Source organism: Thermoclostridium caenicola, from assembly GCF_900142095.1.
GTDB lineage: Bacteria > Bacillota > Clostridia > DSM-8532 > DSM-8532 > Thermoclostridium_A > Thermoclostridium_A caenicola.
The window spans coordinates 1-22,420 of the sequence record NZ_FQZP01000047.1; the positions used below are offsets into that span (position 1 = coordinate 1).

At 48.0% G+C, this 22,420-nt stretch carries 17 protein-coding genes; all 17 read left to right on the forward strand.

Features of this window, described 5'->3' with window-relative positions; all coding sequences use genetic code 11:
- The first annotated feature begins 696 nt into the window (after positions 1–696).
- Positions 697–948, forward strand: a complete 252-nt coding sequence (locus tag F3H12_RS10695; protein ID WP_149679315.1) for an EsaB/YukD family protein — start codon at positions 697–699, stop codon at positions 946–948.
- A 4-nt stretch (positions 949–952) separates the two neighbouring features.
- Complete coding sequence (gene essC, locus F3H12_RS10700) at positions 953–5,560, forward strand: type VII secretion protein EssC (RefSeq protein WP_149679316.1); 4,608 nt, start codon at positions 953–955, stop codon at positions 5,558–5,560.
- A gap of 1 nt (position 5,561) precedes the next feature.
- Positions 5,562–5,873, forward strand: a complete 312-nt coding sequence (locus tag F3H12_RS10705) for a WXG100 family type VII secretion target (RefSeq protein ID WP_149679317.1) — start codon at positions 5,562–5,564, stop codon at positions 5,871–5,873.
- 14 nt (positions 5,874–5,887) lie between these two features.
- Positions 5,888–6,358, forward strand: coding sequence for a hypothetical protein (locus F3H12_RS10710; protein WP_149679318.1), 471 nt, complete (start codon positions 5,888–5,890; stop codon positions 6,356–6,358).
- A gap of 21 nt (positions 6,359–6,379) precedes the next feature.
- Complete coding sequence (locus F3H12_RS10715) at positions 6,380–7,981, forward strand: hypothetical protein (protein WP_149679319.1); 1,602 nt, start codon at positions 6,380–6,382, stop codon at positions 7,979–7,981.
- Entirely contained in the window at positions 7,978–8,502 is a 525-nt protein-coding gene (locus F3H12_RS10720) for a hypothetical protein (RefSeq protein ID WP_149679320.1), read from the forward strand. Before F3H12_RS10715 ends, F3H12_RS10720 begins: the two co-directional genes overlap by 4 nt.
- Positions 8,503–8,520: 18 nt before the next feature.
- Positions 8,521–9,828, forward strand: coding sequence for a tetratricopeptide repeat protein (locus F3H12_RS10725; RefSeq protein ID WP_149679321.1), 1,308 nt, complete (start codon positions 8,521–8,523; stop codon positions 9,826–9,828).
- A gap of 12 nt (positions 9,829–9,840) precedes the next feature.
- Positions 9,841–10,137 (forward strand): WXG100 family type VII secretion target, encoded by a 297-nt coding sequence (locus tag F3H12_RS10730; protein ID WP_149679322.1) that lies wholly within the window; start codon positions 9,841–9,843, stop codon positions 10,135–10,137.
- 40 nt (positions 10,138–10,177) lie between these two features.
- Positions 10,178–10,477, forward strand: a complete 300-nt coding sequence (locus tag F3H12_RS10735) for a WXG100 family type VII secretion target (protein WP_188118494.1) — start codon at positions 10,178–10,180, stop codon at positions 10,475–10,477.
- 45 nt (positions 10,478–10,522) lie between these two features.
- Entirely contained in the window at positions 10,523–12,139 is a 1,617-nt protein-coding gene (locus F3H12_RS10740; RefSeq protein ID WP_149679324.1) for an FHA domain-containing protein, read from the forward strand.
- Entirely contained in the window at positions 12,136–14,292 is a 2,157-nt protein-coding gene (locus F3H12_RS10745) for a protein kinase domain-containing protein (protein ID WP_149679325.1), read from the forward strand. Before F3H12_RS10740 ends, F3H12_RS10745 begins: the two co-directional genes overlap by 4 nt.
- Positions 14,293–14,306: 14 nt before the next feature.
- On the forward strand, positions 14,307–14,462 hold the full coding sequence (locus F3H12_RS13275) for a hypothetical protein (RefSeq protein WP_188118495.1): 156 nt from the start codon (positions 14,307–14,309) through the stop codon (positions 14,460–14,462).
- 6 nt (positions 14,463–14,468) lie between these two features.
- Complete coding sequence (locus tag F3H12_RS10750) at positions 14,469–15,320, forward strand: PP2C family protein-serine/threonine phosphatase (RefSeq protein WP_149679326.1); 852 nt, start codon at positions 14,469–14,471, stop codon at positions 15,318–15,320.
- Positions 15,317–16,171, forward strand: a complete 855-nt coding sequence (locus F3H12_RS10755; RefSeq protein WP_149679327.1) for a leucine-rich repeat domain-containing protein — start codon at positions 15,317–15,319, stop codon at positions 16,169–16,171. Before F3H12_RS10750 ends, F3H12_RS10755 begins: the two co-directional genes overlap by 4 nt.
- Positions 16,172–16,343: 172 nt before the next feature.
- A complete protein-coding gene (locus F3H12_RS10760; protein WP_188118496.1) occupies positions 16,344–20,060 on the forward strand; it encodes a vWA domain-containing protein in 3,717 nt (1,238 codons plus the stop codon).
- A gap of 5 nt (positions 20,061–20,065) precedes the next feature.
- Positions 20,066–21,562 carry a hypothetical protein gene (locus F3H12_RS10765; protein ID WP_149679329.1) on the forward strand — a complete coding sequence of 499 codons (1,497 nt, stop codon included), beginning with the start codon at positions 20,066–20,068 and terminating at the stop codon, positions 21,560–21,562.
- Complete coding sequence (locus F3H12_RS10770; protein ID WP_149679330.1) at positions 21,559–21,927, forward strand: zinc-ribbon domain-containing protein; 369 nt, start codon at positions 21,559–21,561, stop codon at positions 21,925–21,927. The genes F3H12_RS10765 and F3H12_RS10770 overlap by 4 nt, the downstream gene beginning before the upstream one ends.
- Positions 21,928–22,420 lie beyond the last annotated feature (493 nt).

Here is a 22,420-nt window from a genome sequence, read left to right on the forward strand (position 1 = left end):
CCTTAGCATATATCTCCCCTCTGTTGTTTGTTGTTGTTCTTTTCATACAGAGGGATATATTCTACAGGGGTGGGTCATTTTCTTTTCGGCGTTCCCGGGTCAATTATATCCCGGCGGTGACACGTATTTGAGTTAAGAATTTCCAGTACAATGTCTAATGAGTTTTCTGTAATAGGCTGAAATATCACCATCAAGCATCATCCTTTGATAAAATTGAAATCTTTATTCATGAAGAAAATGTGACTTTCACTTTACTATATTCTTGGTATCGGTATCTGCGATCCTTTTCCTTTCAATGTTAAATCAATGAGCTTTTCTTTCTAACTCCAGGATTTCAGTAAGATTTTGTATGTGTGGCAGCCGGGGAATAATGCTTTTATAGAAAAAGGCCGTGTAAGGATACAATACCACGAATCGGCTTATATGCAAAAGAATCAATTATCACGTTTAGTCAGTTCCTTTTAATGATTTTATTCGTCAGTGGTAGAGGCCACCTATTACAGGTTTGCTTGCTCTATGGATGAGATAGGGGATTATCCCTCAACATCCCTCCTGACGGCAAATAATTACCGTTGTACATATTGAAAAATTTCAATACTTATATCGATCAGCTGATATATCAGCTTGAAAACGGGATTATATTATGCTAATATATGGAAGCATACCTTGAATAGTTTCCCTGATGGAGGAATCTAAGTGAGCCAGAATAGTGCGATCATTACTGTTAACTTGCATAAGAGAGGCATTTCGCGCGATCTGGAAGTTCCGTTGGACATCTCTGCAAATGAATTATGTTCGGCTTTAAACCATATATTCTTTCCGGAGCAACCCAATGACATGAACCAATTCTACCTGAAAGCAGAGCGGCCAATCGCTCTGTTGAGAGGCGATCGCACGCTGCGTGAATATGGCATACGCGATGGAAGCGTGATAAATATCACGAGGTAATATTATGGTTGATCAGCGTTACATATTGACTATCCATAACAATGACATATTTAAGGAAGTCGATGTCTCTAGCGATACGCCGTGCATCCGTATCGGCACATTGCAGGATTGCGATGTGCGGCTGAAACGGGAACTGTTCGAAATTCCCGTATGCATCATGCTGTATCTCGATGGCGATGAATGGCGCGTTTCATGTAATGAGATGATGTATATCAGTTCAAGGACAGTAAAGGATTGTAGCGAAACGGCCATCCGGCATGGCGACATATTGAACGTTCACAATAAAGATACTAAAGCAGTGCTTTTCACGCTGACCTTTGCTTACGATTTTGCCGTTGGGGCCGTGAATTTCGATACGATTTTAGACATTCGCAATATCAACAGCCTGGTAATCGGAAATGCTCCGAACGCGCAGATTCACCTGGGCAGCAGATTCGTGGGGACAGAGTATATCACGCTTACCCGGGGACAGGATGGGAAGCTCATTGTTGATGCCAGCCATGCTCCGAACAGCGCTACCCTTAATGGAATGCGCATCTTTGATCAAACGGTTGTTGAGGAATATGATTTTATCGGTCTGGCCGATTACAGTTTCTACTATAAGAATCAAGTGCTGTATACCGCTATGCGTGATGACCTGCGCATTAGCGGCGTTTCAGCCCAGCCTTTGCGCGACGAGACTCCGGCTTTCAATTATCCGAAACTTAACCGGAGTCCCCGAATGCTGTATGCGTTCAATAATGACCCCATTGAAATATTGAATCCGCCAAAGAAACCGGACAAACCTCGTGACAATCTGGTATTGCAACTGACTCCCGCGTTGGCCATGATTGCGGTTACAGTTCTGACAAGAAGCGGGATCATTGAAGGATTGGGTTCGGGCAACCCGGCGTTAATGATTTTCAGCCTTTCAACTGCGGCAGTAGGTATTCTTACGTCGATCCTCAGCATTGTCTATAGCCGCAAACGATACAAAAAAGAAGTCGCTCAATGGAAGGCTGATTACACCGCATATATAGCGAATAAACGTCGCGAAATCGAGATGGAGCGGCAAGCCGAACTTGCTGCGCTTGTCGATATCTACCCATCGGCTGAACAGTTGAGAGATTTCGTCAAATCATTTTCCGGCAGGCTGTTTGAACGCTCACCGAAGGATGCCGACTTCCTGCATGTCCGCATCGGTCTTGGGGATGTTCCTGCCATGCGCAAGGTGACGTATAGCCAGGAAGAACACATCAAGGTTGAGAACGAGCTGATGCCAATTCCCGAGCAACTCAGCAAAGAATATGCCTTTCTGAAGAATGCTCCTGTATTGCTGCATCTGCGAGAGTCCGGGACAGTCGGCGTGGTAGGTTCTGCCGCTGACCAGTATGAATTTTTTAAAGCCATCCTGCTGGATTTGTGTGTTGAACACAGCTATGAGGAAGTTCAGGTTGTCGTCCTCATTCCGCGTGACGAGCGGTCGAAATATGAATGGATAAAATGGCTGCCCCATATCAAGGAATCAGGCGGCGGATTCAGGGGAATTGTCTGCGATGAAGAGAGCCGCGATAATGTTTTTGAATATCTTTATGCGTTGATGACCGAACGGGAAGCCCAACTGGCCGGCGAAAGCCAGTCAACTCCTGTTCCCTATTATGTCGTATTCGTGCTTGAAGAATATGGGATAAAAACCCACCCGTTGTACAAATATGCCGGGCATTGCTCGCAACTGGGCTTTAGTTTTATCTACTTCAAGGAGTACATGGAAAATCTTCCGAAGGAATGTTCCGAAATCGTTGAGCTGACGCCCAATGGAGGCACGCTCAGGATGACGCAGGACAAGGCTTTCTCCTGCCCGTTTGTGCGGGAGCAGGTCAGGGATGAAAGCATTAAGTTTGTGGCCGAACGCCTGGCGCCTGTTTTCTGTGAGAAGATAGCCTTATCTTCGAGGCTTACATCACATATTACATTGTTTGAACTGCTTAACATCCTGTCCCCCGAAGATCTGAACCTCATGGATCGCTGGAGCAAATCGAATGTGCAAAAGTCACTTGCCGTTCCTCTTGGCGTTGATGTCAAAGGAAGCAAGGTCTTTCTTGATCTCCATGAAAAGGCCCACGGCCCGCACGGACTGGTGGCGGGAACCACCGGCTCGGGCAAGAGCGAGATCATGCAGTCCTATATCCTTTCTGCAGCGGCGCATTTTCACCCTTATGAAGTGGCGTTCTTCATCATCGATTTCAAGGGTGGAGGGATGGCAAACCAGTTTGAGAATCTGCCGCATCTTATCGGCAAGATCACGGATATTGACAGCCATGAAATCAACCGGTCCCTGCTGTCTATCCGGGCTGAACTGGAAAAACGCAAGAGGCTGTTTGCCGAGTATGAGGTGAATCACATAGACCAATACATCGGCAAGTTCCGCGCCGGTATAGCCAAAACAGCGCTTCCACATTTGATCCTCATTGTAGACGAATTTGCCGAGTTAAAGGCGGAACAGCCTGAATTTATGAAAGAACTGATCAGTACGGCGCGGGTCGGCCGAAGCCTTGGGATTCATTTGATTTTGGCTACGCAAAAACCGGCGGGACAGGTGAACGAACAGATATGGAGCAACTCGCGCTTTAAGCTCTGCCTTAAAGTCGCCACCAGAGAGGACAGCAACGAAGTCCTGAGATCGCCGCTTGCCGCCGAGATCCGCGAGCCCGGCCGCGCATACTTGCAGGTGGGAAACAATGAGATATTTACGCTTTTCCAGTCTGCATATAGCGGTGCTTCGGCTATAAGTGACAAACACGGCAACATACGCGAGTTTACAATTTCCGAGGTGTCGTTTACGGGAAAACGCACTGTCGTATATGAGCAAAAAGCCAGGCGTTCGAGCGACGGGACCAAGCTGACGCAGCTTAAGGCAATGGTTGAGTACATAAAACGTTATTGTGAAGAAGCGGGTATTGCAAGGCTTCCGAGCATTTGTCCGCCTCCCCTGCCCGAGATCCTGGATTATGAATGCGGGGATGATAGCTTGTCCGGCAGCACCGTTATCCGTATCGGCATTTATGATGATCCATGCAATCAGGTACAGCCCGAGGTCAGGATCGATCTGTCGGAAGGCAACATCATGATCATCGGCTCGGCACAGACCGGAAAGACCATGCTGCTGCAGACCATCATTCGCGCAGTGGCGGAGCAGTGCTCACCAACGCAAATCAACATCTATATCCTGGATTTTGCCTCCAAGGTATTAAAAATCTATGAAAACCTCAATCACGTAGGAGGCGTTCTTACCGATGCTGACGATGAGAAGCTCAAGAACTTCTTCAAGATGATCAAACAGCAGATCGTTGAGCGTAAAGAGCAGTTCTCCGCCATGGGGATCAGTTCATACGAGGCGTACCTTGAGACGGCGCATGAGACAAAATTGCCGAGGATTGTCATCATGATCGACAATCTGCAGGCCTTCAGGGAAGTTTTCCAGGAATATGAGGATGAGTTGCTGAATATCTGCCGGGAAGGACTGGCTCTGGGCATAACGGTAATCGCTACGGCAAAACAGACTACAGGTCTGAGCTACAAATATATGGCCAATTTTGCTACCCGGCTGGCATTCAATTGCACTGAAAGAAGTGAGTATAACAATATTTTTGACAGATGCAACATTCGCCCCAAAAATCTGCAAGGGCGTGGACTGGTATCCATTGACAAGGTTGTTTATGAATATCAGGCTTATTTGCCCTTTGACGGCATTGTTGAAAAAACGGAATCAGAAACCAGGCGCACCGAGAGCAAACGCATTGAACAGGCAAAAGCGTTTGTTGCGCAAATCAATAGGAAGTTTGGCGCCATACGGGCTCGTGCCGTTCCTTCGATTCCTTCGGTGCTTACCGATGAATATTGGAAGCTTAACAATTTCAAATTTGACGATTATGTTGTTCCGATCGGATTGACATACAACGAAATAGAGCCGGTTACCATAGATCTGGCCCGAATCGGATCGGTCGGGATTTACGGTAGGGAGAAGTTTGGCAAGAGCAACCTGGTGCGAATCATTATGAATTATTTGCAGCGACGTGTCTTTGACCTGCCCTGTGAAGCATATCTTATTGATGGTTACGACAGGCAGCTTTCAGAGTTTGAAACATACGGCTTTGTGCAGCAGATAACCATCGATTGCGCTGATTTTGAAACCATCGTTCAAAGATTCAGCGATGCCGCGAAGGAACGGATGGACATTTTGCGCATGGGAGGCAGCCTTGACCATGTGCCGCTACTGCTGTGCATCGTCCAAAACTCCCAGATATTTGCGGCAAATGTCGTCCCGAAGCCGGTGAGCGATCAGTTCAGAAAGCTGTTGGGCGATGCAAGGCAACTGAAGATCTGCTTTATTTTCTCCAACGTCGAAAACAACGGGGATTACTCACCCCCCGAGATGATGAAAATTGCGCGGGATTTCGGCGTGTATATTTTGCTGGACGATCTCGCAAACATTAAGCTCTTCGGGGCGGGCAAGTTCACGGTTAACGACCTTAAAACTTTCAAAAAGCCCATATTGCTCGGGGACGGCTACCTCTATGATGCGCGCAACGGTATTGAAAAGATAAAAATTACCAAATGCGAAAGGGGCATTTAGCATGCAATTAAAAGATCCACAGGGTATTATGGATCATCTTAATACAAGCAATTTCAACTCTGTCTTGACCGCATTTTCAGGTTATATAAGGGAATTTGAAGACCTGGTCAGCGAGGTCAACAAAATTTGCGAAACCCTGGTCCAAAATTGGAAAGGCGAGGGCCGCAATGCTTTTGAAAAGGATTACAGGCAAGTCCAGATAAATCTGAAGGACATTGCCGGTATCATGTATGATCTCCGGGACGCTTTGATTGATGCTCATGCCGAATATATAAAAACCGACGATGCACTGGCCAAGAATTTTGATTCCTGAAAGTAGGTGATGATATGGCGAGTCTCAGTTCGCTTTACAGCGAGCTTAGCCGATGGAATAGTCGGTTAAGCGACCTGAATGCCAAACTTAACAAGCTGAAGCGGCGCAAAACCGATACCGAGGGAGTAAAGAATGCCCTAAGGACGGTTGTTAACAACAATTCAAATGATATCAACAACAGGCTGCGCACGACCAGGCAGAAGCTTGAAAACGCCATAGAGTACTCGGGTAAAGAGCACCTGCTAGACGCAATTCTGTCAGGCAAGGAAGAACGCACCCTGGGAGTGGATGACAACCTTACATCGGCTGATAATGATCTCCAGCGTGAGCTCAATGACATAGTGAGGCAAATAGCAGAGACCGAATCTGACATATCATACGCGAGAAGCAGAATAAGCAGCATTAAAGCTGAAATTGCCGCCGAAGAGCGGCGACAGCGCGAAGCGGCTGCAAAGGCGGCTGCGAATGCCGCAAAGAACCCATAAACAGAGAAAGGGGCCGTAACAATGATACTTGCATTGCGCTATGGCGATTTATCAGCAACGGTATCGGAAGCCAACAGGCTTGCCAATGAGATAGATCAATACTGCAACGATCTTAGCAATAAAGTTCAGGCAAAAATGTACGCTGTTACAGGCGGGATGTCTTCAGCCCTCAACAACGCGGACTATTATGTCAAGGCCAAAATCAACCAGCTTCGTACCAAGTCCGCTAACGCGCGCATGCTGTCAACCAAAACGCAAGAGTTGCTGGATACGGCCAAGCGGGTGGACAAGGATGTCAAACATACCATAGAAGCAAACCAGAATAACTTTTTCCAGAAGAATCCGGAGCTTTGTCCGCCCAAAACGCGGTTGGTGCTGACCTCTTTCTGGTGTGACATGAAGAATGTCCCGTTGCTGGGAGACTTGCTGAAATTAGGCGAGGATGCGGTAAGCGCCATATCTGATCTCGTAAAAGATATACGGTATTGGTGGGAATGCGGCGGCGGTCAGGAGCTCGTTATGAATTGCCTGGATATGCTGCTAAAGATCGGACTGGCGGTAGCCGCAGTGATAACTGCAGTAACAGCAGTTACAGCCTTATTGGCAGCTACGGTCATCACAGCCGGAGCAGTCATATATGCTGTTGCGGCATGTGTTGCTGCGGTAATTGCTACGGCTAATGCTGTCGCAAATGCGGGTTACTCTGTTAAGGCAATTCAGGAAAGCTATGCAGGAAATCCGGCGATGGCCCAGATATACGGTAAACGTGATACCCTTGCGCAACATTTGCGCGAAACTAACTTTAAAGACAAGTTCTTAAACCGGTTATCCAATTTTGGCGCTGCCGCTATTGAGTTCACCGAAGCGCTGGCCGGTGTCGTTCTCATCATTCATTCCATCGGCAAGACAATCAATTCCATACTGAGCAAAAATGGGGTAAGCTTTGCCTTCAAGGAGCTTGCCCGCGGTAAGGATGGCAAGCTGACCAAAAAGGTGACGCTCAAATCAATCTGGCGTGGTACAAAAGCTTTGATACTTAACGAGAAACTGACAACCAGCACTTCCGCCGGGCTCAGGACCACCTTGCTGACCAATATTTCCCAGTCGGCCAAGTACCAGCTGGCACTGCTTAAATATGCCCTCAAGGATCCCGGACGTTGGTTCAGAACCAAACAGGTAGGCGATTTGGGATTCTTCAGGAATATCGCGGAAAAGATCAGGTATAACCTTACCCTCTTTAAAACAACCAAGCCCCTGAAAAAAGTCGAGACGGTCGTTGAAGTGACAAACAACGTACTGGAAAAAATCCAAAAGACGCTTCAGCCGGACAAGGAGGATAAGAAAAAGGGATTGTTGAGACGATTGTTGAGACGATATTCCGAAAAAATCGTACAGGATACCCTGTTCGACAACGACTATGCCAAGCTTATCAATAAGACAGGCATCGGCGGCCTCATTTCAAACCTGGATAAATCAGGCAACATTAAGGATATTTCAGGGTTTGGCAATGGGTTGATAGGAAAAATTAAGGACGTTAAAAAGTCATGGCAAGAAGCATATTCCAGTTTTAAGAGCCTATACCCGTACTTTGAATGCAGTCCGGCCGGAGGTGGCTCCCCGTGAATGACGAGGTTTTTGGCCTTATGATAGTGCCTTTGTCATTGGCCATACCAGGAGTGATTTTCTTCATTATCGGTTGCTGCCTTCATGCGAGATTCAGCTATAAAAAAGGAGGAATAAAAACATACGGCGAGCTGGTTGGATTTCGTGTATTCCATGAATACTACCACCCGGTCGGGAGGAAGTTGAAGTACATATTCGGGCTTCCGGATTATACGGATTATCAATACAATGCTCAGAACAGCAGGCCCATTTTCCGATTCCTGGTAAACGGGGTGCCGGTGAAGTGGCATTCCGATTGGTCTGTGGCGGATTTGGATAAAAACAGTATCGGCAAAGAATTCCCGATACGCTATTTCCCTACGAGGAGTGGTTTCAGGGTTATCCTTGAAGGACCGCAATATGAGAAACAGCGTGCAAGGGGACAAAAAATGGCGTTCTGGATATTTGCCTCGATAGGAATTGGATTGTTTGCTTTGGCTGTATTCGTAACGGTATTGTATTTCGTTGTAACTAGAAAATAACATGGAAGGAAGGGTGCTATGGACAATCTTCAGGTACAGGAATATCTCACACAAGGTGCCGTGCTTGCGGGACAGGGAAAACACGAGGAAGCCCTTGCATACTATGACAAGGCCGAAAAGGAAAACCCGATGAACATAGACGTGTATCTTTCAAAGGGTATTGCTCTCGCTAACCTTGACAGGCTTGACGAGGCGAAGCAGCAGTTTGAGAAAGCCTTGAAGGTTAATCGCACATCCGGACTGGCCTATTTCCACCTGGGGAACATTGCCGTGTTGCAGGGGAATATCGCCCTTGGCTTTGAAAACTATAACAAAGCGATCGCAAACGGGTTTGATGATGCACAGGTATACTACAGCATTGGTCTGCTGCACGAGGAAAAGGGCGAGATCGACATGGCTATCCGCAACTATTCCAAAGCGATCATGCGTGATCCCCTGCGCCCTGATATCCGTATACGCAAGGCCAGGCTTCTGCTGCAGGGCAACCATTTCCCTGAGGCGCTGCAAACGCTTGATGAAATGATCCTTACAAATCCGGATGTATTCGAGGGATATCATCTGAAATTCTCCGTGCTCATGCAGCTGAAACAGTATGACAAGGCGGAAGAAGTGCTGAATACCGCATTGAATCTATTCCCGAAAGACCCTGGCTTTATAATTGACAAGGCAAATCTGCTCATAGAACGGAAGAAGTTCGACGAAGCGCTGGCTGTCCTTGCGGAGCTTGAAAATGCCGAGGAGACTGATGATGCCGTACGCCGTCGCATTTATATGGAGCGGGCGCAAATTTATGCAAGCCGTGAGGATGTCAGGTCCGCCATTGCGGCATTGGAGCAGGCAAAGGCTTTGTCTGAAAAAGCAGGTGAATTTGATACCGAGGTAATATTCCTGCTGGCCAACTGCCATCTTTCCACTGAAGAATATGAGAAGGTGCTTGGTTATGCCCAAGAACTGCTGGAAAAAGCAGAAGACGGCTACCAGAAGGAAACGGCGCGATATTTTGAACCCTTTGCCCTGAAAATGCTCGGCAGGATGGATGAAGCACTGCCAAAGTATAAGGATGCCATCAATGAATACCGAAACCAGGCGCTTGCCGCTCCCGGTAACCTGGATGCCTATTTGCTCAGGACTATGTGTCTGCGCGACATTGGCCAATATGACAAAGCTCTGGAACTCATCGATTATGTTATAACACTGCAGCCGGACCGCGCAGAGCCGCGCCTGCTGCGCGTAAGTATCCTGGAAGCTCTCGGGCGTAATGAAGAAGCTGCAGAAGAGGCAAAAACCGTAAATACGATGCTGCCTGAAGAGTTACGCAAGAAGTAAGGAGTGGGATTTATGGATTTATATCTTGACCAGGACGCATTTGAACAAGCGATAGCGGCATTGGGAGCAAAACGGGAAGAGCTTAACAGACTGCGGGAGAATATTGAAAAGACCATTATGCAACTGAAAAGCGACTGGATTTCCCAAGCTTCGGATGTTTTTTTTAAAAAATACGAGAAGGATCTTATGCAAAACCTGATGAAGTATGCTTTGGTGTTCGAATATATGCAGGATAACCTTAAAGCAGCAAAGGAAAAATACCAGGAAGTTTTTGATGCCGCTGATGCAGTTGCGAATCTGCAGTATTAGCGGATAAAAATAAAAAATGAAAGGAAAGAGGGATGAAAAAATGGCAGAAAGAATTGTAATTACCCCCCAGGAACTGAATGATGGTGCGTCGTTTTTGCGTCAACGGCTTGACATCATCAACCAGGAAGTGCAGTCTATAAAGAGCAAGATCGACGATATCGTTTCACGCTGGGAAGGTGCGGCACAGCAATCATTTGTCAACCAGTTCGAAAACGAAATGTATCCGATCCTTCGCGACACTTTGCCGCAAGTTCTTGAAGGCGTGGCAAGCGAGTTGGATGCAGCAGCCAACGCGCTCCGCGATACTGACCAGAGCCTTGCGTCCGCATTCGGAGGCTGATGGCCTGTTGCTTTTGACGCAAGAATCTTCCGGAGGTTACGCCCTATGTTCATCAAAAGATCCGTTATTGCAGTGATTGGACTGATATTGGCACTTTCCTTGACGGTTGACGGCCTTGCTCAGGGGGAAGCTGATTTATCGCAGGCCTGCGCATGGGAGCAATACGTCGATGTGTACATATCAGGACAAATGGATGTCGGCAGCATTAGCTGCAAGGTGTCAAACCAGCCGGCAACGGTGGTTGACGGCGGTCTTTTGGCGGATAAGGGCGTAACCGTCCGCACAACCATTCTCGTGGACATCTCTAAGTCCATCCCCACGCAGATGCGTGAAAAAATAATGGCGCTCATTGAACTACTGATCGCCGGTATCAGTAAGAATGAGCAATACAGGCTTGTAGCGTTCGGTGAACAATTGTCTGTATTGCAGGATTTTACTTCCGACCGCTACGATCTTGCAGTCGCAGCCGAAAAGATGGAGTTCACCGGCATGCAAAGCAAGATTTACGACGCTGTATATAATACCATTCCCAAGATTCAGCCAATTGACGGGAATCCCTGTTATTACCGCACAATACTGATAACGGATGGTATCGATGATACCGCGAGCGGCATTACGAAGGAGGAGCTTTACCTCAGACTGCAGGCGGAACACTATCCCGTCGATGTGATTGCCGTCAGCGCGGCAAAACAGGCTGAGCCGACAAAAGAACTGGCCGCCCTTGTGCGAATAAGCGGCGGCAGGTATTTTAACCTGAACGGGGAGACTGAATTACAGGAATTTTCGTCAAATATTGCCGTCGGCAGTATTTTTTGGCTCAGGGCAGAGATTCCCGGAAATCTTCTCGATGGATCGACGCGCCAGTTTGATATCTCAGATGGGACGAATATGGTGCAGTTTGATTTTAAAGTACCGGTATTCGAGATGCCTGTCTCCGGTACGCCGGCACCAAACCTGGGGCAGGCTGTTGAACCTGATGTGGTGGTATCGCCTGCGCCGGGTATAGAAGCGGTCCGGCCATCTCCGAAAAGAGATCGTTCCCATTCCGACGATTCTGAAAGATCTGAATCGGAACCTGCTTCATCCGGTAATTTCGGGGAGTATGCCATTGCGGTTTATATTGGCGCAGGAATAGTACTAATCCTGTTGCTTGCGGTTCTGGTCGCGGTTATTGTCGTGAGGGGAAAAAAGAAGAGCGGTGTGATAAGCGGCGTTTCCATAACCAATGGTACGGCCTTCAACCAAAAAACTGAAATCATCGACGCCGATTTAACCAATGCGGGAGCAACCGCAGGCGGAAACGACAAGTTGTGCGTACGGCTGCGTAACATAAGCAATCCGGATCAGATTTGGGAAATAAGCCTGTCAGGCGGTGTGTTGATTGGGAGAGACGCCGGATGCCAGGTTTGCATAGATGAAAAGAGTATGTCCAGACGGCAATGCAGACTCTATATTGATGCGACCGGAGCGCCGACCGCTGAAAACCTCAGCAGTTCCAACATCACCCTGCTGAATGGAGAACCGTTAACCGCTCCGCGCAGAATCTCGGAACGCGATAAGCTCAAATGCGGGCGCGTGACACTGATGATCGACTCGATCTACAGTTCTTCATCAGGCAATGTGGGAAATATCAATAAAATGACGGAGTTTGTCAATGTATGAAGTCCATTATTTCTGACCCAACATACCAGATCGAATCAGAGATTGGTTCGGGTGGCGGCGGAATAGTCTATAAGGCCTGGCATGTGCGCCTTCAAAAGCATGTTGTCATAAAGGAACTGAAACGTGGCTCAGACAACGATATTGAGACACAGCGCAACGAGGTCGAGGCCCTTAAAAATGTCAAAAGCCCATATCTGCCGCAGGTGTTGGATTTCATCACCGAGAACGGCCGGGTATTCACGGTGATGGAGTTTATTGAAGGCGAGAGCCTTGACAAGCTTCTTGAGAGAGGCCGGCGGTTTTCGCAGCAACAGGTTGTCAAGTGGTATGCTCAGCTTGCTTCGGCTCTCGAAGTTATTCATAAGAAAAATATAGCGCATCGTGATATTAAGCCGGCGAATATCATGCTGCTGCCCAACGGCGACGTCTGCCTGATCGATTTCAACGCCGCGCTGGTGGGAGGCAATGATGTGCGCCTGATCAGCCGAAGCCTGGGATATGCCTCACCTGAGCAGTATGAGATTTATGAAAGGTATAAAAAGAGATACAACGCGCCGATACATTTCGGGAGCTCGAGCGTTGAGGTGCAGGCATCGGGCGGTACCGGGACGGAAGTCCTGCGCGATGACGATAAAACTGAGATTGTCGGAAAGGACAGCCAGATGACAGAGGTTCTGAGCGACGCCGAAGACTCGCAGAGAACCGAGTTGCTCGCGCCGCCGCCGACAGCCGGAATAGACTGGAAACGTTCGGACATATACAGCCTGGGCGCAACGATGTATCACCTGCTTTCAGGAATCCATCCCCCCGAGAGGGCAAGGGACGTTGTACCGATTGCTCAGGTTGGGGATTTCAGTGAAGGAATCGTGTACATCATCGAACGATCCATGAGGCTCGATCCGGCCGAAAGGTTTGAATCTGCCGAAATGCTGGCCGATGCCCTGCGAAACATTCACAAGCTTGACAGCAGGTGGAGGATATTACAGGCCAAAAAGGTCGCAGCGGCGATCATCCTGCCGCTGGCGTTCGCCCTTTTTGCCGGGACCACCCTGTACGGGCACAGCGTTATGGCCCAGGAAAAAGAAGAGCGCTATTACAAGGCGGTTTATGAGATTATCAACGGTTCCGATGCGCAAGGCGCATTTCATGAAGCGCTTGCAATATTCGAAGACCGGATCGACCCTTACCGCGCTATGGCCGAACGCCTTTGGAATGACGGCGAAATTGAGGCCTGCCGCGATTACATCGAATCCAACCTCGGCAATATTGCAAAATTTCAAACCATACCTGAAGCAAAGCGCAGTTTTGGAGATATTTACTACATTCTGGGCAACTGTTACTACTATTGGCCTGGGAATCCGGATTATTCCAATGCGGCAGGCAATTTTGGGATTGCCGTTCAGTTCGTCAGGGACAACCCCATTTACTATCGGGACTATGCCATTGCGCTTGCAAGAACGGGAAAGATTGATGAAGCGAAGCGTGTCCTTGAGAAAGCCCAGGTCCTTGATCTTGCCGAAGATTCGCTGAACCTGCTCGAAGGCGAGCTGTTTTTTGCCATGCAGGAATATGAAAAGGCTATCGACTGCCTCATCAGAGTTATTGACATGACGAATGATGATTATGTGCGGTATCGTGCCTATCATACGTGTGATGAAATCTTCAAGTTGCAGGGACAGCCGGAACGTTCAGTGAGCCTGCTGTCCGACGGACTGAACAGGATCCCGGTCAACCGGGTGGCAGAGATGACCGAGCGGCTTGCCGATGCTTACGTCAAATGCGGTGAATATGATAAGGCAATTGCGCTGTTCGAGCAACTGGCGAAAGAAAGTGTGCCCCAATTTCATATTTTGCAGAACCTGGCCATACTTCTCCAGAACCAGGGATATTATGACCGTGCGGCAGCAGTCCTGGATACAATGGCCGATCTTTTTCCCAATGATTACCGGGTACCAATGCGTAAAGCCTTTCTGGAGGCTGACAGGCAATCAAAGATCAAAAATGAAAACCGCGATTATTCATTGGTCAAGAAGTATTATGAAATTGCGTCCGAGCTGTATCGATCGACTGTCAAGCCGGGTGAAAGCGATCCCGAAATGCAGCAGCTTGAATTGATAATCCAGCAGCTTAAGGCAAATAAGTGGATCGATTAAGAGGAGGGCGGAAGATGCGTTTAACTCCGGGCGAGATGCTCTTTTACGGCGGTATAGCAGGCATGTTCCTGGTTGTCGTGATTGCGATAATCGTCATCTCAGTGCTTTTAGGCAGCCGCAAACGCCTGCGCCGAAAATTTGACGAAGAGTACGGCAGCAGGGATGAATAAACAGTTATGCCGAATCCGCAGATAGTCTTCGCCGCTCGCTCGGATAAAGGGTGTGCCCGCAGAAACAATGAGGATAATCTGTACTGCTGTGGAACGATCCTGACAAGTGATCGACAAAACCTGCCGTTCAAAACGGGAGGCGTTTTTTCAGCGCCTGCTGTTTTTGCGGTGTTCGACGGCGTTGGTGGCGAGCAGCTGGGGGAGCAGGCATCCCTGACAGCGGCGCAAACGCTGGCGGAACATGCAGATAGAATTTGCAGCGCAGGCACAGCCCAGATTGACTCGGCGGTAAAAGTGCTTGTAGATGACATAAACAGGAGAATCCGGGAAGAATCGAAAACCATGTCCGTACGCATGGGAACGACGATGGCACTTGCAGTCGTGACCCAGAGCGAAATACGGGCGTACAACATAGGCGATTCACGAATTTACATGTTCGATGAAAGAACCGGACTGCGCGTGGTCAGTATTGACCATACGCTTGCCATGCGAAGAGTGAAGGCCGGGCTGGTTTCCGAAACCGAAGCCAGACGGAGCGGCGATTGGAGCAAACTTACCGCATGCCTGGGCATTGCTTTTGAAAATGGTCTGATTTCAGAGCCTTATATGAGTCCGCCTGTACCTTTATCCGGAAAAGTAAGGCTTTTGCTCTGTTCGGACGGATTGACGGATATGGTGCAGGACGAACGTATCGAACATATACTTGGCTCCTGCAAAAATATAGAAAAGGCTGTGCAGGAACTTATGTCCGAGGCGCTTAACAATGGTGGCAGGGATAATATTACGATAATCGCCGCCGAAATACGGAAACAGAATCCGTTGCTTGGCAGATTCCTGCCCAAAGGAGGAAGAAGATGAGAAAACGCATAACAATAATAGCCATCGTCGCAGTGGTTGTCGCTTTAGCGGGGGTTGGCCTTTTCGCGTATGCGTTGCGCGCCAATAAAACCCAGGCTGTGAATGCTACCCAGCTTAGCGTAGGTGAGAAGTATCTTGCCGAACTCAACTATGAGAAGGCCACCGCCGTGCTTGAAGAAGTTATAACCGTCGAGCCCAACAATACGGAAGCTTACCTGGCTCTGGCAAAAGCCTATTGGTATATGGGAGACTTGGATACCGCCATGGAAAAGCTGCAAGCCGGCTATAACGCGACGAACAGCCCGCTTATCGAACGGCAGATGCATGAACTCGCGAGAACGAGCAGCGGTACGGTTGAAGCGCCTGCGACATCAAACGCTTCGACTGTTGAGATTGCCGGCCGGATTTATCAGACTGACGTTACTGAGTTGATCCTTCGGGATTGCGGACTGACCGACAAGGATATGGCAAAGCTGTCCGCATTCACAAACCTGGAGCGGCTTGACATTTCCGGCAACAAGATTACCGACATAAGCGCGGTGGCCGGCCTGAAAAACCTGAAGAAATTCTATGCTGCCAATAATGAAATTTCTGATGTTTCACCCCTTGCCGGACTGGAATCGCTGGAGTACATAGGCCTGCGTGGAAACAGAATAACCAACGCCGATGCCCTGTTCTCGCTTAAGAACCTGAAATATCTGCACATGTCGGATAATCAGCTGACGTCGGTTCCCAAAATAGGCGGCAGCCTTCGGTTGCTATATCTGGCGAACAACAAAATAGGCGATTTCGAGAATATTGAGCAGGCAAACCTGTTGTACTGCGATATCGGCAGCAACTCAGGACTGTGAGGTGATTGGCATGAATGTATTTTTACCGCTGACTATTGTTTTTGCGATATTCATCGCAGTTGATATTATTACGGCAAAACGCTTCAAAATAAAGCGCACGGTTGTTCGTAACATAAGCCTGGTTGCGCTTTGCGTGCTCACAGTTGCAAGCGGCATAGGCTGTGGCCTTTCTATGGCACGAGAAACAGACTCAACTTTAAAAACGCTTTTCAATGCATATAGCTATCTGCTTGAAGGCAACATCGAGAAGGCGGCGGAGCATGCGGAAAAAGTCCAGGATCCTCACGCCGAGATAGTATCGATGCTTGCCGATTGCTGGCGGGGCAATTATGGCATCGCATTCATAAAAGCAGACGATCTGATATCCGGCGGCAAACTGGATGACGAACTGACGGAGCAAGTGGAAAAAATTCATACCCTGACACGCCGTATGACAGGATTGGAGGGTAGTCCACTTTCTGACGAGGAAGTTTATGAAAAGCTTGAAGATATTGCCGAAGACTGCTTTGACCTGCTAAAGATCAGTGAAAAAGACGAGGTCAGATTCATAGACAATTTCAACCGCGACAAAATGCTCAGCAGCGATGACTTTTATGCAACCGATGAAAAAACATTGAAAAGAATGCTCCTGGACGAACCGAACGACAAAGAGTTGCTTCGGTATTCGGTCAAGTATTACAATGCCATGGGCGATCTGGATGCCGCGGAGGAAAATGCCCGCAAGCTGCTCAAATCAGACGCGTCTGTTGAAAATATTGTTCTTTATACAGATGTGATAGCCCAAAAGCTGATGAATAACATAAGCTTGACTTCTTACGATGAGAATGACAAAGAAATTGCCGCGCTGCTCGACAGGGCGGAAGACGCGGAAAGGGCGGCCAATAAGTATGACGAAGGCGATCCGAAGCGCAGCGAAAAGCTTGCCAAAGCAGAGGAATACCGCATGCAGGCCAACCAAGTGATGGCAAAACGCATCATAAACTGGCTGACTGCCCGGATGCCGATGTTCGGCGATAATAGCGGTGTCATTATGCTTCAGCTGTCGAAGCTTTATTCTGCGTCGGGCGATGAAGCCAAGGCACGGGAGATTCTGCTTGACCTTATCAGAAACCAGGATAGAATCAGCGATGATTCACCGATAAAGACTGCGATGGCCAAGCTCGGAGAAGTGTACCACGATACTTCCGCTTCCGATGACGACATTGCCACCGCAATCGGTGAAGTTATAAAAGCGGACGTTTTCCTGCCTGATTCTGTGCTGGCCAGGAATTATTCCCAGTTCCTGAACAAGCTGCTCAAATACGAACGTGTTTCGATATTTATCAGCCGTGTAGATGCTGATAATTACCCTACGGTCAGAGCCTACGTCAATGTCAATGGTAAAAAAGACGGCATGGAAGAGCTGGCAAATGATTTTGACATCGGAGATTTTACTTTCTCCGATAACGGTTTTGAAATTCCAAACGGGAAAGTAACGCGCATCATGGATGATAGCACCAGATACGTTTCGATTGCGCTTGTCATAGACGGTAGCGGCAGTATGGCGGGTGACCGGATTGAAAATGCAAAACGCGCTGTGGAAGCCTGCATACGTAATATGGATCCTGAAACTCAGGAAATGTCATTGGTGATTTATAACAGCGAAGCCGAGGTTTTGGTACCGCTTACCAACGATCCCGACAAGCTTGAACAAGGTATAGACCAAATAAATGCCGACGGTGGAACGGTTATCTCCTCAGGCTTGTTGGCCGGGCTTGAATCCCTTGGTCCTTCTAAGGGAGCAAAGGCGATTATCCTGATGACCGATGGTGAGGATAACACTCCAGAAACGATAGATGAGGCTATTGCAGCTGCACAGAAGGAGAATGTCGCTGTGTTTACCGTCAGCACAGGTGGCGGAGACAGGGAATATATGAAGAACATTGCAGACCGGACGGGCGGTTACTTTATGGAAGCTGTGACTGACGAGGAGTTGGCCAACGTTTACACCACGCTGCAAAACTACATTGTTAACAACTATTGCTTTGAATATACCGTTGAGGAAGATGTCGCATCAAATCCTCGGATGCTTACCATTGGGCTTAAGGATTATGACGTAAACAGCTCACGCTTATACGCTTATGGCGGCATGGTACTGACAAGGGATGGCAGCTATATTAGGCGCGCTGAATCGGGAATGCTGCGTTTGCTTTATGCCGAGCCGTCGGTTGTATCGGTAAAGGATGCGGAACTGGGTGTGCCGATATTCATCAGTGCGTCGGGTGTAACGGATGACGTAAAGGTTTTTGTAAACGGTACGGAGATAAAAAATGTGAAAACGGTGGGCAATTCGGTCATTACGTTTACGCTAAAAGGAAAGTTCAATCCCGGAGAGTTGAGGGTCACCGTACAGCTTGCCGACGGAACATCCAAGAGTTCCGATAAACTTATCTTAGTTGCAGGAACTTCAGGGAAAAAATCTACAAGTGCAACTATCGTGCTTGGGAACAGCAAAAACACGATCTATGCCGAAAGGGTTGAGCAGCTCGACGATTACACGCTGAACCTGGACGGCAGGGTTATCCTGAACGGATTCATACGCGCATCTTCACCTGTGACGCTGTATTCGGGTTCCCCGATTACGATGGGATCAGGCAGAATAAACGTAAGCAGCGGTTCAATTTCAGGCAGCGGTGCGGCTTATGTTGATTTTGCCGCTTATTGGACAGGAGACGCCAACTATGGTCAGATCGTATACGGTGGAAGCAGTGTAAAAGTGCTTGATCGGTTTGACTTCTACTTTGATGAGCAGTCAATAGGGCTCAATTATTACGGCGCGACACTGACATTGCCCGGGTTTGGAGAAGTTTATGGAGAGGCGGAGTTTGACGGTTCAGAACTTGTTTATACCATTCGCAGCGGGTATATGCTCACAGAGCTGCAGAACAATCTCAACTATGCTTTAAATGGCATACCTTTACCGTACAACACAGCCGGCAACGCTCTCCAAACGATAACGGGATATAACCCTCGGGATCAATACCACAGTTCTTATGGTTTGTCTGTCCAGACCGATGAAATGACCGTCGTCATTAAAAAGGACTTTGCGGGCGTTACGGGAAAAGGCACGGTAAGGGGATACCTCGGCTTGATCGGTATAGAGGATGGAACGCTGTCCATTGACACGTCAAATACCAACTCGATGTTCACGATATCGGGCATGGCAAAGCTGAATTACCTTTATGACCCGCTGCAGATTAACAGGCAAAGCCCGATCACCATTACCTCGCTGGGCTTATACCCGGACAAGGTGTCGTTGAACGCAAACGGATTCACTATCGATGCCGATGGGCTGAGCGCGTGTTTCACAGACAATGTACCGCCAAAAGCTCTTGACGGCTCAATAACGGTGGACTACCCTCTTTCGATTTCCAGTGAACCTTACGGAAGCCAGGTATCCGGGCTGTTGGATGATATTTCGCTGAAATGCGACAAAATAGAGTTTGTTTGCACGAAAGACAGGTATCAGAATGGCATTAAGGCATATCACTCATCAAACCCGGACAAATATGTCGTGATAGGCAACGACTGCCTTGTGGTACCCATAAACTGCATGGACGAGATTTCACTGTTCGGAACCGACCTGGGCGGTGAAATCACCGGAACAGCAACCATCGACGACTGGTGGATAGAGCTGAATCTGGATGTTGACGGACATCTTGATAATGCTTACTATGGCATCAAGCACGACGGCAGGGCAAGCTTCAATGTAAAACTGCTTCGGAAAGCCTCAAAAGGGACCGTCTGTACGGTCGAACTGAACTACGGAGGAAAAACGCTGACTTATAACGCAAACGCCATGGGTGGCATCAGCCCGCAAGATGGCTTCAGTACTTACGTGGAGGATTAAAGGCTATGGTAAAAAAACTGGTTGTTGCCATGCTTATTGTTTTAACGTTCGTGCCAATAGTCGATGTATGCGCAGCAAACACCCGGGAAGTGAGTGTATATCTTTATCGTGATTATCCGGACTGCGTTTTCTTTGTGAGTTGGGAAAATGCGGATCAGCCTGCCTCAATTAGCATAAAAACTCCCGGCGGAACGATGATTCAGGCAAATGACCAAAATGCCGAGTTTGGAAAAGGAAAGGCGCTTATCAATGTTGGCACGGCTAATTCAGGATACTGGAAAGTGTATGTGACCGGCGAGGATCTTGGGATGATCAGTGTCAGCGGCGGTAGTAAAAACTCGGCTTCGTCGCAGTACAACGCGATTAGAAGCTTTGAAGCCGATGTATCCGATGGGTACATAAATTTCAAATGGGATGTCATAACGGAAAATGACACCGTCAGCCTCTACATCAACGCAACACAGGGCGGATACTATGGCACATACACGCTCTGGCAGGATTATTCGGCTAGCAGGAGCGGCTCGGCCAGTGTGTCGACGGATAAATTGCAGACAGGCCTGTATCGCTTCACCATCCAGGTGTACGATGGCAGGGGAAATTATACTTTATCAACAGAGAAGCCGCTTTACATCAAGCATCCGCAAGCTCCTGCCAAGCTTGAAGACATCAGGGTCGGAAGCGTAGACGGTGAGCTGTTTGCCACCTGGGCTCCGCAAGGCGACGGGCATTATGTGGTTACCCTTTATGACTTTGATACTCTGGCAGTTATCACGACTGACTGGGTATATGGCAATTTTTACACCATAGAACTGCCTGATGATACGGAAAAGGTCAAGTTTTCAGTTGCCTATGCCGGTGATGAGGCTTACGGCGAATTTGACGTTTATGAAGTGATATACGCTGTGCCGGCAGGAACGATAACATTTCCGGATTATTCATCAACAAGGGAAGACGTTATCCTTGTCAATGTCGATTGCCCGCCCGATGTCACTGCAGGGGTTTATCTGGATGGAACGCTGCTCATTGAAGATGCGGGTGCCGGAGATTATGAGCTGAACCTATCCGAGGGTGAGCATGAGGTGATAGCCTATCTGAAAGACAAATACGGCAATATCAAAACATTTACCAAAATCATTAACGTGGATAAAACCCCGCCTGTTGTAAGCCTTAATTACGCCGACAGCATCCGGACTACCAATGACCATATTATCCTCGAAGGAATGACGGAGCCAAATGCCGTTGTAGCTGTAAATGGGATAGAACATAAACTCGATTCAGGAAAATTTACGGCTAAAATCAAGCTGGAGAAAGGCGTCAACCCTATCACAATTACAGCTTATGATCTTGCGGGAAACAAAAGCGTTAAGACCATCACTGTAAACAAAGAGAATGCGAACGGTGACAATTGGATCATATACACAGTTCCCGGCGCATTGTTCCTGGCGCTCACGGCCTGGTATATCTATCTGAATAGAAAACAGAAGGGGGCTCAAGATCAATGAAGAAGCCATTTAAGATATTGCTGATTGTGCTGGCTGTCATTACCGTTATATTGGTCATTGCCGCTGTGATCATGCTGAGGGCTGTGTCAGGAGATAATTTGTTCTACATGGACTCAAAGCTTGGCCATATCTATGCCGTTAGCTACCGCTGGGTAACCCTCGCAGCGGGGATTCTGGTACTCTTTTGGATTGTATTTGCTGTTAGGCTCAGGAAGCGTAAAACGGCGATCGAAATGACATGCAAGCAATGCGGTAATGCTTTGCCGGCAAATAGCAAGTTCTGCCCGTCATGCGGGATGCCTGTTAGGGGCTCATCCGACGGCAAAGAGGAGACATTGATTTCTGAGAGGGCAAATGTGAGCTGAGGGCGCGAACCTGCTTGATGCTTTCGTTCTGCAAGGCTCGACGTGCCTAAAACCGTCTTGTGATGAACATGTGCGGATTCAATTACCGTTTTCGGCACCGATGCCTCAAAACCGTAATTAATGTTCGGTTTTGGGGTTTTTAATTATTCAGTCAACCCATGTTGGATCAAAAGGGGTAACTTTAAGACCGGCCGATTCTGTATGCAAACCAGCCTTAGCGCAGAATCACCATCAGGGAAGAGGCCATTTTATCTGATATGGTTTGTAACCTCCTTTGGTTGATTTTTGTGTAGCAACTTGACTTGACCAAGATTAAATCTTAAGCAATAGCAATTCCCTCATCAATAGGAGTTCTAATTATTAGAAATCAGTTAAAGTAATTTTTGAGAGTTATAGGCTGTCAACGCCGGAATTAATTTGACCCACCAGAGCCAGAAAAAAATTGACCCACCTTTGTGCCTTGTGTCGAATAGATTCCGGTTTTTAGTTTGTC

Bases quoted from the DNA above. Each gene is read 5' to 3' on its own strand.
- essC (WP_149679316.1), top strand. From the start codon at position 953: ATGGTTGATCAGCGTTACATATTGACTATCCATAACAATGACATATTT.
- F3H12_RS10705 (WP_149679317.1), top strand. From the start codon at position 5,562: ATGCAATTAAAAGATCCACAGGGTATTATGGATCATCTTAATACAAGC.
- F3H12_RS10710 (WP_149679318.1), top strand. From the start codon at position 5,888: ATGGCGAGTCTCAGTTCGCTTTACAGCGAGCTTAGCCGATGGAATAGT.
- F3H12_RS10715 (WP_149679319.1), top strand. From the start codon at position 6,380: ATGATACTTGCATTGCGCTATGGCGATTTATCAGCAACGGTATCGGAA.
- F3H12_RS10725 (WP_149679321.1), top strand. From the start codon at position 8,521: ATGGACAATCTTCAGGTACAGGAATATCTCACACAAGGTGCCGTGCTT.
- F3H12_RS10730 (WP_149679322.1), top strand. From the start codon at position 9,841: ATGGATTTATATCTTGACCAGGACGCATTTGAACAAGCGATAGCGGCA.
- F3H12_RS10735 (WP_188118494.1), top strand. From the start codon at position 10,178: ATGGCAGAAAGAATTGTAATTACCCCCCAGGAACTGAATGATGGTGCG.
- F3H12_RS10740 (WP_149679324.1), top strand. From the start codon at position 10,523: ATGTTCATCAAAAGATCCGTTATTGCAGTGATTGGACTGATATTGGCA.
- F3H12_RS10745 (WP_149679325.1), top strand. From the start codon at position 12,136: ATGAAGTCCATTATTTCTGACCCAACATACCAGATCGAATCAGAGATT.
- F3H12_RS13275 (WP_188118495.1), top strand. From the start codon at position 14,307: ATGCGTTTAACTCCGGGCGAGATGCTCTTTTACGGCGGTATAGCAGGC.
- F3H12_RS10750 (WP_149679326.1), top strand. From the start codon at position 14,469: ATGCCGAATCCGCAGATAGTCTTCGCCGCTCGCTCGGATAAAGGGTGT.
- F3H12_RS10755 (WP_149679327.1), top strand. From the start codon at position 15,317: ATGAGAAAACGCATAACAATAATAGCCATCGTCGCAGTGGTTGTCGCT.
- F3H12_RS10760 (WP_188118496.1), top strand. From the start codon at position 16,344: ATGGCACGAGAAACAGACTCAACTTTAAAAACGCTTTTCAATGCATAT.
- F3H12_RS10765 (WP_149679329.1), top strand. From the start codon at position 20,066: ATGGTAAAAAAACTGGTTGTTGCCATGCTTATTGTTTTAACGTTCGTG.
- F3H12_RS10770 (WP_149679330.1), top strand. From the start codon at position 21,559: ATGAAGAAGCCATTTAAGATATTGCTGATTGTGCTGGCTGTCATTACC.